This is a genomic window from Daejeonella sp. AP26 (assembly GCF_056680515.1).
In genome coordinates, this window is record NZ_CM155286.1 from 698,702 (window position 1) to 711,604 (window position 12,903).

General features: G+C 40.9%; 12 protein-coding genes. 6 read left to right on the forward strand and 6 right to left on the reverse strand.

The genetic code is table 11. The features are described 5' to 3' along the window. The first annotated feature begins 37 nt into the window (after positions 1–37). From nadC to AC1MCB_RS03025, 3 genes are read left to right on the forward strand one after another with little or no spacing between them, the layout of a single operon-like run. Positions 38–892, forward strand: a complete 855-nt coding sequence (gene nadC, locus AC1MCB_RS03015) for a carboxylating nicotinate-nucleotide diphosphorylase (RefSeq protein ID WP_479967267.1) — start codon at positions 38–40, stop codon at positions 890–892. A 55-nt stretch (positions 893–947) separates the two neighbouring features. Then, on the forward strand, positions 948–1,595 hold the full coding sequence (plsY, locus tag AC1MCB_RS03020; RefSeq protein WP_479967268.1) for a glycerol-3-phosphate 1-O-acyltransferase PlsY: 648 nt from the start codon (positions 948–950) through the stop codon (positions 1,593–1,595). A 43-nt stretch (positions 1,596–1,638) separates the two neighbouring features. Beyond that, positions 1,639–2,442 (forward strand): M48 family metallopeptidase, encoded by an 804-nt coding sequence (locus AC1MCB_RS03025; RefSeq protein WP_479967269.1) that lies wholly within the window; start codon positions 1,639–1,641, stop codon positions 2,440–2,442. Between the two features lie 43 nt (positions 2,443–2,485). Here the strand turns inward: AC1MCB_RS03025 and AC1MCB_RS03030 are convergent, their stop codons facing one another. From AC1MCB_RS03030 to AC1MCB_RS03045, 4 genes are all read right to left on the reverse strand, one after another. Continuing rightward, positions 2,486–3,769, reverse strand: a complete 1,284-nt coding sequence (locus AC1MCB_RS03030; RefSeq protein WP_479967270.1) for an anthranilate synthase component I family protein — start codon at positions 3,767–3,769, stop codon at positions 2,486–2,488. Positions 3,770–3,822: 53 nt separating this feature from the next. Further along, positions 3,823–5,097, reverse strand: coding sequence for an adenylosuccinate synthase (locus AC1MCB_RS03035; RefSeq protein ID WP_479967271.1), 1,275 nt, complete (start codon positions 5,095–5,097; stop codon positions 3,823–3,825). 215 nt (positions 5,098–5,312) lie between these two features. Next, positions 5,313–5,789 (reverse strand): Fur family transcriptional regulator, encoded by a 477-nt coding sequence (locus AC1MCB_RS03040; protein ID WP_479967272.1) that lies wholly within the window; start codon positions 5,787–5,789, stop codon positions 5,313–5,315. Positions 5,790–5,845: 56 nt separating this feature from the next. Further along, positions 5,846–8,074 carry a RelA/SpoT family protein gene (locus AC1MCB_RS03045; protein WP_479967273.1) on the reverse strand — a complete coding sequence of 743 codons (2,229 nt, stop codon included), beginning with the start codon at positions 8,072–8,074 and terminating at the stop codon, positions 5,846–5,848. Positions 8,075–8,182: 108 nt separating this feature from the next. Between AC1MCB_RS03045 and AC1MCB_RS03050 the strand changes: the two genes are divergently transcribed. From AC1MCB_RS03050 to bshB1, 3 genes are read left to right on the forward strand one after another with little or no spacing between them, the layout of a single operon-like run. Continuing rightward, on the forward strand, positions 8,183–8,797 hold the full coding sequence (locus AC1MCB_RS03050; protein WP_479967274.1) for a DUF4294 domain-containing protein: 615 nt from the start codon (positions 8,183–8,185) through the stop codon (positions 8,795–8,797). Between the two features lie 2 nt (positions 8,798–8,799). Beyond that, positions 8,800–9,306 carry a glutathione peroxidase gene (locus AC1MCB_RS03055; protein WP_479967275.1) on the forward strand — a complete coding sequence of 169 codons (507 nt, stop codon included), beginning with the start codon at positions 8,800–8,802 and terminating at the stop codon, positions 9,304–9,306. Continuing rightward, complete coding sequence (gene bshB1 / locus AC1MCB_RS03060) at positions 9,303–10,019, forward strand: bacillithiol biosynthesis deacetylase BshB1 (protein ID WP_479967276.1); 717 nt, start codon at positions 9,303–9,305, stop codon at positions 10,017–10,019. The genes AC1MCB_RS03055 and bshB1 overlap by 4 nt, the downstream gene beginning before the upstream one ends. A gap of 48 nt (positions 10,020–10,067) precedes the next feature. Here the strand turns inward: bshB1 and lat are convergent, their stop codons facing one another. After that, positions 10,068–11,399 (reverse strand): L-lysine 6-transaminase, encoded by a 1,332-nt coding sequence (gene lat, locus AC1MCB_RS03065; RefSeq protein ID WP_479967277.1) that lies wholly within the window; start codon positions 11,397–11,399, stop codon positions 10,068–10,070. A gap of 185 nt (positions 11,400–11,584) precedes the next feature. After that, positions 11,585–12,484, reverse strand: coding sequence for a 1-aminocyclopropane-1-carboxylate deaminase/D-cysteine desulfhydrase (locus tag AC1MCB_RS03070; protein WP_479967278.1), 900 nt, complete (start codon positions 12,482–12,484; stop codon positions 11,585–11,587). Between the last annotated feature and the right edge of the window lie 419 nt (positions 12,485–12,903).

Consider the following 12,903-nt stretch of genomic DNA (forward strand, 5'->3'; position numbering starts at 1 on the left):
ACCCAAGTATTCATACTTTTGAATTCAAAACATTTGCATGCATCTAGATAAAGATATACTCCTTCCTTTTATTGATCTGGCTTTAAAAGAAGATATTGGTGATGGCGATCATACATCACTTTCTACAATTCCAAATGGTCAGCAGGGCGAAGCTCAATTGATTATCAAAGATGAAGGCGTACTTGCTGGAGTTGCGGTTGCATGCGAGATCTTTAATGTAGTAGATCCCAGCCTAAAGATTGAGGTCCTTTTAGAAGATGGAACTCAGGTAACACATGGCGACATCGGAATGTATGTTTCCGGCAGTGTGCATTCTATTTTAGTTGCTGAAAGGCTTGTCTTAAATACTATGCAACGTATGAGCGGAATAGCTACCACTACTCATAATATTGTTAAATTATTAGCTGGTACAGGTACAAAAGTGTTAGATACCCGAAAAACGACACCCGGAATGCGCTACCTTGAAAAGCTCGCTGTTAAAATTGGTGGAGGGGAGAATCACCGCTTTGGCTTGTATGACATGATTCTAATAAAAGACAATCATGTTGATTATTCCGGCGGGACTGCCAAAGCCATTGAAGCCGCCAAGACTTACCTCTCCAATAACCAGATTAATATTCCAATTGAAATCGAAGTCCGTAACTTGACGGAAGTTAAAGAAGTTATAAGAGTGGGTGGGGTAGACCGTATCTTGCTGGATAATTTTGATTATAGTCATTTGAAAGAGGCTGTGCAGTTGATAGACGGGCTTTACATAACTGAGGCTTCCGGTGGTATTACGGAAGAGAATGTGGTAGAATATGCAAAATGCGGAGTTGATTTTGTGTCCATTGGAGCGCTTACTCATTCTTTTAAGAGCCTGGACATGAGCTTGAAAGCCATAAAGGAATGATTTATCGATTTTCCCAAGTAATCAGCAAAGGGCTTTTTAGTATTATTGTACCCGAATGATTTCGATTTATTCAATATCCGCCCTACTTGTTGCGTACCTGTTTGGTTCGATTCCCACTGCGGTTTGGATAGGACAGGCCTTTTATGGTATTGATGTGAGGGAGTATGGAAGCGGTAATGCCGGTGCCACTAACACTTTCAGGGTGCTTGGAAAGAAAGCGGGTATTGCCGTAATGCTTTTGGATATATTTAAAGGCTATACGGCTACAAATCTAGCCTATCTGATTGGTCTTTCGGTCACTGGTCCACATAGCTCGGTTCAGTTTGCAAATTACCAGTTAGCATTGGGTATCACCGCTGTTATGGGCCATCTATTCCCTGTATTCGCTGGTTTTAGAGGAGGAAAAGGAATTGCTACCTTGTTTGGAATGATATTGGCAGTACACTTCCCGGCAGCGATGCTTTGTGTTCTTGTCTTTGTTACGGTGTTAATGATCACCAACTATGTTTCGCTTAGCTCAATCCTTTCAGGATTTACTTTTCCCCTCAGCATCATATTTGTTTTTCAATCACCTATCCGCTCGGTAATCTTATATGGGATGTGTATATGTGTACTAATCCTTGTAACTCATCAAAAAAATATTGAGCGATTATTAAAAGGTAAAGAATCAAAGGTATTTCTGTTCAAAAAAAAGACAGTTTAAAAACCTCTAATTAAGATTCACTTTTAAATCCATAATCGTTATCATGAAAAATTTGAAATTCCTTTCCGTAATTGCACTGTCTGCAATTCTGAGTTCTTGTTCAACGGTTCCTTTAACTGGCAGAAGTCAGTTAAGTCTGGTTGACGAATCGGCGATACAACAACAAGCTGATGCAGCTTACCGTGAATTCTTAAACGCCCCGTCAACAAAGGTGGTGAGAAGTGGAGCTGACGCTCAGCGGGTAAAAAGCGTAGGCTCCAAGATTGCGAGTGCTATAAACCGTTACATGCAGACTAATGGCTATGGCGACAAATACAATTACCAGTATGAATTTACACTGGTTGAAAGTAAAGATATTAATGCCTGGTGTATGCCCGGTGGAAAAGTAGCCGTATTTACTGGCCTGTTACCCGTTACACGAAATGATGCTGGGTTAGCCACAGTAATGGGTCACGAGATTGCGCATGCAATTGCTCAGCACGCTGCAGAACGTATGTCACAAATGACCGCTGCGCAAGTTGGTGGTGGAGTAGTTGGAGCCGCGGCAGGTGGACGGTCTGCAGGAACTCAGCAGGTGATCGGACAATTATATGGTGTTGGCGGTCAGTTAGCTTTGCTAAATTATTCAAGAAAACAGGAAACAGAAGCAGACAGATTAGGTCTGGTTTTTATGGCAATGGCCGGATATAATCCTGACAATGCAATTTTATTCTGGGAACGGATGGCTGCAGCAAAACAAGGAGGTGGTGCTCCACCTGAGTTTTTAAGTACACACCCAAGTGATGCAACACGGATTGCAAACCTTAAGAAACTATTGCCAGAAGCCAGGCAATATTATAAAAAGTAAGGTTTTAAGTTGCAGGTTGTGAGTTGCAGGTTAAATTTATAACCTATAACCTACAATTTAAGACCTCAAGAATCGCTTTCGCTTTTAGCAGGCATTCTTCATACTCTTTCTCGGGATCTGCATCAGCAGTAATTGCGCTACCGACCTGGAAGGATAGATATCCATTCTCTGAATTAAATAATAGCGAACGGATAACTACATTAAAGTCAAAGTCGCCCTCGGGTGAAAAATAGCCCGCCGCACCGGAATAAACTCCACGGCGGGTTTTTTCGTATTTGTCTATCAGCTTCATTGCACTAATCTTTGGCGCTCCAGTCATAGAACCCATTGGGAATGTATTTTTTATGATATCCGCATTGCTTAAACTCTTATTAGCCTGACAAACAACAGTGGAGATCATCTGATGAACCTGCCTAAAGGTGTAGATTCCAAAAAGCTCCTCCACTTTTACGGTACCCGGAACAGCGCTTTTGGTCAGGTCGTTACGAACGAGGTCAACAATCATCACATTTTCGGCAAGTTCCTTTTCGTTTTTACGGAGGTTAGCTTTCTCTGCTTCGTCTTGCTTATGATCAGGCTGCCTTTTAGCGGTTCCCTTAATCGGTTGAGAAATGAGCTTATCATCTTGTCGTTTTAGAAACCGCTCTGGAGTGGCAGATAAAATAAAATTTTTGCCCAGCTTAAAGAAGTTGGAAAAGGGGGTAGGTGAGATTTGATTCAATTCAAGAAAAGCATCTACCGGGTTTATAGAAGCGTTTTCAGCGTAGAACTCCTGACATAAATTTGCTTCGTAAATTTCACCTCTGTGGATATGCTTCTGAAATTCCTTTATTGTGTTGATGTATTCAGACTTTGTAAACCTGCTTTTTAAATTTCCGTTAAATTCAGCATTTAAATTGTCTGTGATTTTGATGTTATCAATATCTTGAAGGATTTCACCTGGTGTTGGAGATATAATGCGGGCTTCCCCGTTTTTAATGATGATAAGGTGGAGAGGCTCAAAAAAATAGAGGTCCGGAAAATGGAGATGGTCCGCGTTATTTGATTCCAAATGTTCTACTTCATTTTTAAGATCGTAGGTCAGAAATCCTGGAAGGTAGGTACTGTTATGTTCTAAAAATAAATCGAGCTGCTTAAAAGCGGTACCCGTTTTACATTCTATAAAACGTTTGGCACCTGCTGCTATTAAAACATCAAAAGCAGAGTAGGGATCAGGGTAGTTGTTAGAGTCAAAGTAACAAGCGGTATCAAACGATGAAGCCCAGTTCATTGCTTTGATTTTAAACGCTTCCGAAGAAACAGTCTGCTGGGTATCTGCCTTTGGCATTAATCGGAACAATTTAAACAGCTCCTGTAAGTACTACAGAAGCTGTTTATGATTTAGCAAAGTGTCAGCGTCTGCACGCGGTCCGGTCCTACTGATAAATATTTTACCGGAACGCCAAGGTGTTTTTCCAAATAGTTTATATAATCCTGAAGTTTTTGAGGAATTTCAGAAAGTTCTCTTATGCCCGTAAGATCTTCATTCCAGCCCGGTATTGCTTCAAACACAGGTTCGGCTTTAACCGCATTGATGTCATATGGCATATAATCAATAGTTTCACCCTGATATTTGTAATGCGTGCAGGCGTAAATCGTTTCAAACCCGCTCAATACATCAGCCTTGGTCATTACCATCTCAGTCACACCGTTTAGCATGATGGCATACTTAAGGGCTGGAAGATCGATCCATCCACACCGCCGGGGGCGTCCGGTAGTAGCACCAAATTCATGACCTATTTGACGGAGTTTTTCGCCCGTCTCGTCTTCCAGCTCAGTAGGGAAGGGACCGCTTCCTACACGAGTGCAATAAGCTTTGAAGATCCCGATAACATTGCCAATACTTTTAGGTGCTACGCCAAGACCGGTACAGGCCCCTGCTGTAGTAGTAGTCGATGAAGTTACAAATGGATAAGATCCAAAATCAATATCAAGCATGGTGCCTTGCGCGCCTTCAGCGAGCACAGTTTTACCTTCAGCAAGGTATTGGTTAACAAAATGTTCGCTATCAACCTGTGGTATGGTCTTTAAAAGTTCAACCGCTTCAAAGAACGCAGCTTCTTTTTCAGAGAAATCAGGTATCTCACCATAGTGGGATAATATTGATTTATGCTTGGCAACAAGGCGGTCATAACGCTCACGGAAATCAGCAAGAGTAGTATCGCCTACTCTTAAGCCATTGCGGCCTGTTTTGTCCATATAGGTTGGACCAATCCCTTTCAGTGTTGAACCAATCTTATCGACACCCATTTTAGTCTCAGAAGCGGCGTCCAGCAGTTGATGAGTAGGCAAAATTAAATGAGCCTTGCGGGCGATTACAAGTTTTTTATCAGCAACAGGATCAAAGCCACTCTTTTTTAAATTATCTAGTTCTCGTTTAAGAGTGATAGGGTCAATTACTACACCATTGCCGATAAGGTTCATGGCTTTTTCATTAAAAATACCGGAAGGAATGGTGTTTAAAACATATTTTTGGTTGTTGAACTCGAGTGTATGACCCGCGTTTGGTCCACCCTGAAAGCGGGCAATAAGATCATAATCAGGACTTAAAACATCAACAATTTTCCCTTTTCCTTCGTCGCCCCACTGGAGGCCTAATAACACGTCAACAGCCATTATCTGGTTTTTAATTTTTTAATCGGAGTAATAATCTTTTTATGTCCGGAATTGAAATCTTCTGCAAAAGTATAATCATATAGTTACCTTTTCAGATAAAAAATCAAATAGGCACAAATCTATAAGTGTGAGAGAATGTGAACACTTAATACCTGTATAAAATTGCTGGTAGCAGTTTGTTAACTGGACATGCCCGTAGGTTATCTCTGACACTTTTAAACTTTCGCCAGGTAGCGATCACAATTACCTGCTTTAAGTTTAGTGCAGTTACCATACAGGTTGAGGGAGTGATGTTTAATTTCGAATTTTAAGATATCACCCATCATACTTTGTATTTGCTGGATCCGGGGATCGCAGAACTCTACTACCTTGCCACAATCCATGCATATGATGTGATCATGCTGCTTGTAGCCGTATGATTTTTCGAACTGAGCCATGTTCTTGCCAAACTGATGTTTGGTGACCAAGTCACAGTTTAACAGCAATTCAAGAGTGTTATAAACAGTCGCGCGGCTTACGCGGTATTTCTTGTTTTTCATATGAATGTAGAGGGATTCTACATCAAAATGGTCATTACGGGAGTAGATTTCTTCCAGAATGGCAAAACGCTCCGGTGTTTTACGAAGGCTTTTATTTTCGAGATGAGCTTCGAAAATCTTTTTAACCATTGCTATGGTTTCTGGTACAGACATAGTTTGAGTATCGAGAGGCAAATTTATTCAAAAAATAAGACTTATGGGCCGGTTATTCAGGACGCTTTTTCTATCGTACCCTCAGGAGAGTCAAAGCGTGTAACTGAAGTGACTCCTTTTACTTCTTTTAAGCGAGCTATCAGACTGTTAAGATGCTCTGTATCGTTGACATAGACCATTATGGATCCATCAAAGATTCCTTCATAACTGTCTACCGTTATAGAACGCATGTTGACTTTGAAATCGCTTGATATGACGGTCGTAATACTGTTGATTAACCCTACGTCATCAATTCCAGTAATACGAAGGCCTGTTAAGAAGGCTAATTCTTTCTGTGAGTCCCATTTTGCCTTTACAATCCGGTAACCATAATTAGCCATCAATTTAGCTGCATTAGGACAATTGGTACGATGTATTTTAATCCCTTCGCTAACGGTAACAAATCCAAAAACGTCATCTCCGGGGATTGGATTGCAGCAGGTTGATAACTTGTAATCTATCTTTTGGAGATCTTCCCCTATAAGTAATGTATCACTATCCTTTCCCTTCGCTTTTTTGATAAAACCTTCTATCGGCAGAGGTTCTGGCTTCTCCGGCTTGTTTTCTACAACTTTTTCTGATGCAGCAAATTCCTTAAGCTGCTTAAGGTCAATAATTCCTGTGGCGACATTATAGAACATGTCTAGCGTAGAAGGCAACTTAAAGTAATATGTTAGCTTATAAAGGTTGTCGGTATTATAAGTGATCTTCAACGATTTAAGCTTACGTTCAAGTATTTCTTTACCTTCTTCAGCTACTTTGCGCTTTTCTTCCTTTAAAGCCGATTTAATTTTTGATTTAGCCTTCGCTGTTACTACAAAGCTTAACCAGTCTTCCTTCGGGGTTTGTTTGCTGGAAGTGATAATCTCTACCTGGTCACCGTTTTGCAGCTTATGAGCTAGCGGAACAAGCTTGTGATTAACTTTGGCTCCTATACAGCTTGCGCCAATATCGGTGTGTATTTCAAAGGCGAAATCAAGAGCTGTAGCATTTATCGGTAACTGTATCAATGAACCTTTTGGTGTGAAGATAAATATCTCGTCAGAAAAAAGATTCATCTTAAAATCGTCAAGAAAGTCAAGAGCGTTTGCCTCAGGATTACTTAACAACTCCCGTATCTTATGAATCCACTGGTCAAGTCCACTGTCTGATGAGGATTCTTTGTATTTCCAATGGGCAGCAAATCCTTTCTCGGCTATCTCATTCATTCGCCGGGTTCTGATTTGTACCTCAACCCACTGGCCACGTGGACCCATAACCGTGGTATGTAAAGACTCATAGCCATTTGCCTTCGGTGATGAGATCCAGTCGCGAAGGCGGTCAGGGTTTGGACGATAAAGGTCGGTAACAATAGAGTAAGCTTTCCAGCAGTCTGACTTTTCATTCTCAGGTTTACTGTCTAAAATGATTCGTATCGCAAACAGGTCGTATACCTCATTAAAAGGAATATTCTTTTTGCGCATCTTGGTCCAAATTGAATTGATGGACTTTGGGCGGCCGTAAATATCAGCTTTGAGATCTTGTTCGTTTAAAATCTCCTTTATTGGTTCAATAAAGTCTTTAACGAAGTTCTCCCGTTCCGCTCTTTTTTCGTTCAGTTGCTTGGCTATCGACTTGTAGGTTGCCGGTTCCATATACTTCATAGAAAGATCTTCCAGCTCTGACTTCATGATGTAAAGCCCTAACCGGTGAGCAAGTGGAGCATACAAGTAAACCGTCTCAGATGATATCTTTAGTTGCTTGTCGCGAGGCATAAAGTCCATGGTTCGCATGTTATGCAACCTGTCCGCCAGCTTAATCAGGATAACCCGGACATCGTCTGCCAGGGTAAGTAGCATTTTGCGGAAGTTCTCTGCCTGCAAAGAACTGTTATAATCAAACACGCCGGAAATTTTCGTTAAGCCGTCAATTATTTTGGCGATCTTCTTTCCAAACTCCCTTTCAATGTCTTCCAGTGTTATATCAGTATCCTCTACAACGTCATGCAGAAGGGCGCAAACGATAGAGGTAGTACCCAAGCCAATTTCTTCGGCGGCAATCTGCGCTACCGCAATGGGATGGTATATGTAAGGCTCGCCAGACTTACGGCGCATGTCCTGGTGACTTTCTAACGCCATATCGAAGGCGCGGCGAATCATCTTTTTATCGCCTTTCTGCATGGTGGGCTTACAAGCCCTTAATAAAGCACGGTACCTTTTTAGAATTTCTTTTTTTTCAGCCTCAAGATCAATCACTAATTCATTCATATTATACAATAGCTGTTTTAAAAAGCGTTTGGCTTCAATGGGTTACATTCTAGTTCTCGGAGTATTAATAAATACATATTTAGCTGTAACTTTACAATTCCTAAATTTATGAAAATTATCAGGCTTGCGGCTATTTTTTCTTTCATCCTGATGTCATTTGGAGCAGTCGGCCAGATCAAAAATGACCCTTTTATAAAGGGGAAAAATGATACGATCAGAGTTGCTGTAACCAACGTTGACAATGAGCTGATACCATGGTTTCCATTGGAGGATGTAGTTATTGTTAACACCCGTATATTCAAATCACCACTCGAACGAGCTAAGTTTAATCGGTTGCGGTACAATGTGTTGAGGGTTTTACCTTATGCCATGTTTGCACGTAACCGATACGAGCAATTGCAGCGCGACCTGGCCGTTACTGTTACGCGTCGGGAGAAGAGGAAGCTTGTTAAGGCATTTGAAAAAGAGCTAAAAACGATGTTTAACAAGGAGATCAAAAATCTGACTATTACTCAGGGTGGAATTCTTATAAAACTTATTGACCGGGAAACTGGTAACAGCAGTTATGATCTTTTGAAAGAGATGAAGGGTGGCGTCACTGCTTTTTTCTACCAAAGTGTGGCACGCGTTTTCGGTAATAACTTGAAAAATCAATACGATGCGGAGCAAGATCGGGAGATTGAAAACATTATCAAAAGTTCGGGTTATTACATGTATAATTAGGAATGAATAAAAGGTCAGTCCATCAGTTCGAAGTTCAGCAAATGAATGGCGAGATGATGAGTTTAAAAGAATTCGATAATAAAGTCCTGCTAATTGTTAACACTGCCACCGATTGCGGTTTCACCCCACAATTGAAAGATCTTGAGGCTCTTCGACGAGACCTGGAAGGCCAGGATTTCGAAATATTAGCGTTCCCTTCTAATGACTTTGGCGGTCAGGAGCCGCTGGATGGTAAAGCGATTCTCAACTTTTGCCAGGCAACTTATGATACACATTTTCGGGTATTTGAAAAAATGCGAGTGCGTGGCCAATATGCTCACCCGCTATTCAAATTTTTAAGTAATAAAAAGCAAAACGGTAATATCGGCGCTTCGCCCCGATGGAATTTCCACAAATATTTAATAAACCGTGAGGGTGAGGTGGTCGATTTCTTTTACCCCTTCACAAAGCCCAATTCTAATAAAGTAAAGAAAAAAATACTCAAACAATTAAAAACAGAATTTATATGAAGCTGGATATACTGGTGTTTGCCGTTCATCCTGACGATGCCGAGCTTGGCTGTTCCGGAACGATTTTAAAACACATAGCAGCGGGCAAGAAGGTTGGTATTGTAGATCTTACCAGAGGCGAACTTGGAACGCGAGGCACAGCTGAAACCAGAGATGAAGAAGCAACATTATCTGCGGCGATCTTAGGACTGCATGCCCGTGAGAATCTGCGGATGCGCGACGGCTTTTTCAAAAATGATGAAGAGCATCAGCTTCAAATTATTCAAATGATCCGCAAATACCAGCCGGAAATCATTCTTGCCAACGCGTTGCACGACCGCCATCCCGATCACGGCAGAGCGGGCGACCTGGTAAATGATGCAGTGTTTTTATCTGGTCTGGCAAAAGTAAAGACAGATTTAGGTGGAAAGGTGCAGGTGGCATGGCGTCCCGAACTATTACTGCAATATATACAAGATCGATATATTGAACCTGATATACTAATCGATGTTACTGATTTTTGGAATAAAAAGATGGAGTCAGTTCACGCATTCTCTACACAGTTTTTTAATCCTGACAACGATGAGCACGGCACATATATTTCTTCGCCTGAGTTCTTGAAGATCATCGATGCAAGGGCCCGTGACTTAGGTAAGCATATTGGAGTTACTTACGCAGAAGGATTTACGTGTCGTAGATTTCTTGGTGTCGATAATCTTTTTCAGTTACGATAAGCTGAAAAGAAAATGCCCGAGTATGTCGGGCATTTTTCTTTTTAATATTTAAAGTGTGGGTAAAATCTTTTCCATTACTTCTAACCCGGCATCTATATGCTCAGGCTGCATAATCAAAGCTGGGCGAAACCTGATGGTGTGATTACCACAGCCCAGGAACATGACATTTTGGTCCATTCCTCGCTGAATAAATTTATCGCGTATATCCTTATTAGGAAAATCAAAAGCCGTTAATAAACCACGCCCGCGAACATTAGTAACCTTGTCGCTGTTCTCAGAAATCTTCATCAGTCGTTGTTTCAGGTAACTACCCACAACAGTGGCGTTATTTAGCAGGTTGTCCTCTTCTATAATTTCAAGTGCTTTTGAGCACCTAACCATATCCACAAGGTTTCCTCCCCACGTTGAGTTTATACGTGAAGGAATATTGAAAACATTGGTCTCAATTTCATCGACCTTTTTGCCAACAAGAATGCCGCATACCTGCATTTTCTTTCCAAAGGCCAGTATATCCGGACGTGCATTTTCGCCGAAATGCTCATGGCACCAGAATTTACCGGTCAATCCAACTCCTGTTTGCACCTCGTCATAAATTAAAAAGCATTCATTCTCGTCACAAATCTTTCTTAACTCCTGTAAGTATTCAGGTCGTACATGATTATCACCGCCCTCTGATTGTATGGGTTCAATAATTATAGCACATATATCGTCTTTGTTATCAATGAAAGCTTGTTTAATTTGAGCAAGTGACAGAGCCTCCCGTTGTTTCAAATCCTCATACCCTTCATCCGTGTAAGGAAACTTCATAGCCGGGAATGAAACTCTTGGCCAATCAAATTTTGCAAACCATTTAGTTTTATCAGGAAGAGTGTTTGTTAAACTTAAGGTATAGCCAGAACGCCCGTGAAAAGCCTTTTCAAAGTGAATTACTTTAAATCCGCGCTCTTTCGTATAGCCTTTTTGAAAGTTCTTCTGAACTTTCCAATCCATAGCTACCTTAAGAGCATTTTCAATTGCTAAAGAACCGCCTGCAATAAAAAAAGCGTGCGGTAAATATTCAGGTATTCCTACTCTAGAGAACGTTTCAACAAATTGAGCATACTGAGTGGTGTAAATATCAGAGTTTGATGGGTTTGTTAATGCAGCCAGCATCAGATTTTTCTTAAACTCTTCGTCATTCACCATCTTAGGATGGTTATAACCTAGTGGAACTGAAGCAAAACAAGTAAAAAAGTCAAGCAAAGTACGATTATACTTGGCATCGTAAATATGGACGCCATTGCTTTTTTCCATGTCGAAGGTTAAATCAAATCCGTCGGCAAGAATGTGTTTACTTAGAGTTTGCTGAACCTCGTTAGGTGAAATTGATAATTTGTACATACGGTCTGGTTTATAATCAAAAATATAAAAAAGGCCTTGCAACTTGAAATTTTGAGGTTTTTTAACTTTTTGGTAAAAAACTGGTTTAAACTGTTTAAACCAATTTTTTATCTGATCACTGTCGCCAAAATTATTTTCAGAGATTTAATCCTATAAGTTTGAACCGGTAATTCTGCCTAAAAAGCTCAGAAAATAGACTCGTTAATCTTTTTCGTCATTCCAAGCAGCCCAAGTAAGCCGCCTGTGTGTACGGCTAATATTTTGCTTCCTGGAATAAAATAGTCACGGCGAATAAGATCGTAAACTGCGAAAAGCATTTTACCCGTGTATACAGGATCCAAAAGAATCCCAGTGGAGGCCGAAAAGCGTTGCATGAACTGTAATAGCTCAGGCTGCGTTTTAGCATAACCGCCGAAATGATAGTCAGTGTGTAAAGAGAACGGCGGGTTGTTGTCACAATACTTTACAATGTCTGCTTTCAGAAAGTCGCCCCCTTTAAGAGCAGAAACTGCGTGCAGTGTTGAGGGTAGATTTTTCGCTTGTATGCCTTTTAAGATCCCTGCTGCTGTTGTTCCGGTTCCACTGGCGCAGAAGATATGATCATAAGTATCGTTAAGTTCATCGAGCAATTCCGCACAACCTGACACCGCGTCCTGCCCGGCTCCGCCTTCTGCAATATAATAGACTTGCCGGTCGCCGCCAAAGTACTCCTCAAAAACCTCCAATTTGTGCCGGTAACGATTCCGATCTATGAAGATCAGCGTCATGCCGAATAATCGGCAGAGGGTTAAAGTGTCATTTTCGACAGCCTCCCCTCGTACTATTGCGGTGCTTTTAAAACCAAATTTGGCAGCCGCACAAGCCGTTGCCAGTAGATGATTTGAAAATGCTCCGCCAAATGTTACCAGATGGCTTTTGTGCTCAAATGCTGCTTTTCGCAGATTGTACTTGAGTTTTCGCCATTTGTTGCCTGAAATAAATGGATGTATCAGATCGTCTCGCTTTATAAATAAATTTATGCATTTGTCGTCCAGTAAGCTATTCGTTATCTTTTCTTCCGGACTATTGTATTGCAGGTTGATCATCGATTTACGCAAAAAGCGCAATATGCGGATAATATCTTTATCTGTTGAAGAGGATATGGGGTAGGGGAATTGGGAGTATTGGGGAAATTGGGAAACAAACTCACACCTTTAAACACAAGTATGTGGCGTTAAAAACTCATACCTGCCTCTTCATAAGAGCCAGGTAATGAACATCCTATCCAGTGCAGGTAACTGCGAGGATATTAGTAAACAGACGGGAAGATACAGGATTTGAGGTGAACTGTGAGGATTTGCAAGATTAATGACGGTAATAGATTTGTTTAATCAGGTATGGGAAAAAATTCAGTACAATTACGACATTTTTAGTAAAATTCTTCATAGCGGTATATTTAGAATTATAGTGATAACTAAAGGCGTACCATTTTTGTTTTTAACCTAAAATAAGATTAAAAATTTAG

What these genes read in the sequence shown, in the direction of transcription:
- AC1MCB_RS03035 (WP_479967271.1), bottom strand. Translation starts at nt 5,097, where the DNA reads ATGGCTGTTGACGTGTTATTAGGCCTCCAGTGGGGCGACGAAGGAAAA.
- AC1MCB_RS03040 (WP_479967272.1), bottom strand. Translation starts at nt 5,789, where the DNA reads ATGTCTGTACCAGAAACCATAGCAATGGTTAAAAAGATTTTCGAAGCT.
- plsY (WP_479967268.1), top strand. Translation starts at nt 948, where the DNA reads ATGATTTCGATTTATTCAATATCCGCCCTACTTGTTGCGTACCTGTTT.
- lat (WP_479967277.1), bottom strand. Translation starts at nt 11,399, where the DNA reads ATGTACAAATTATCAATTTCACCTAACGAGGTTCAGCAAACTCTAAGT.
- AC1MCB_RS03045 (WP_479967273.1), bottom strand. Translation starts at nt 8,074, where the DNA reads ATGAATGAATTAGTGATTGATCTTGAGGCTGAAAAAAAAGAAATTCTA.
- AC1MCB_RS03050 (WP_479967274.1), top strand. Translation starts at nt 8,183, where the DNA reads ATGAAAATTATCAGGCTTGCGGCTATTTTTTCTTTCATCCTGATGTCA.
- nadC (WP_479967267.1), top strand. Translation starts at nt 38, where the DNA reads ATGCATCTAGATAAAGATATACTCCTTCCTTTTATTGATCTGGCTTTA.
- AC1MCB_RS03025 (WP_479967269.1), top strand. Translation starts at nt 1,639, where the DNA reads ATGAAAAATTTGAAATTCCTTTCCGTAATTGCACTGTCTGCAATTCTG.
- AC1MCB_RS03070 (WP_479967278.1), bottom strand. Translation starts at nt 12,484, where the DNA reads ATGATCAACCTGCAATACAATAGTCCGGAAGAAAAGATAACGAATAGC.
- bshB1 (WP_479967276.1), top strand. Translation starts at nt 9,303, where the DNA reads ATGAAGCTGGATATACTGGTGTTTGCCGTTCATCCTGACGATGCCGAG.
- AC1MCB_RS03030 (WP_479967270.1), bottom strand. Translation starts at nt 3,769, where the DNA reads ATGCCAAAGGCAGATACCCAGCAGACTGTTTCTTCGGAAGCGTTTAAA.
- AC1MCB_RS03055 (WP_479967275.1), top strand. Translation starts at nt 8,800, where the DNA reads ATGAATAAAAGGTCAGTCCATCAGTTCGAAGTTCAGCAAATGAATGGC.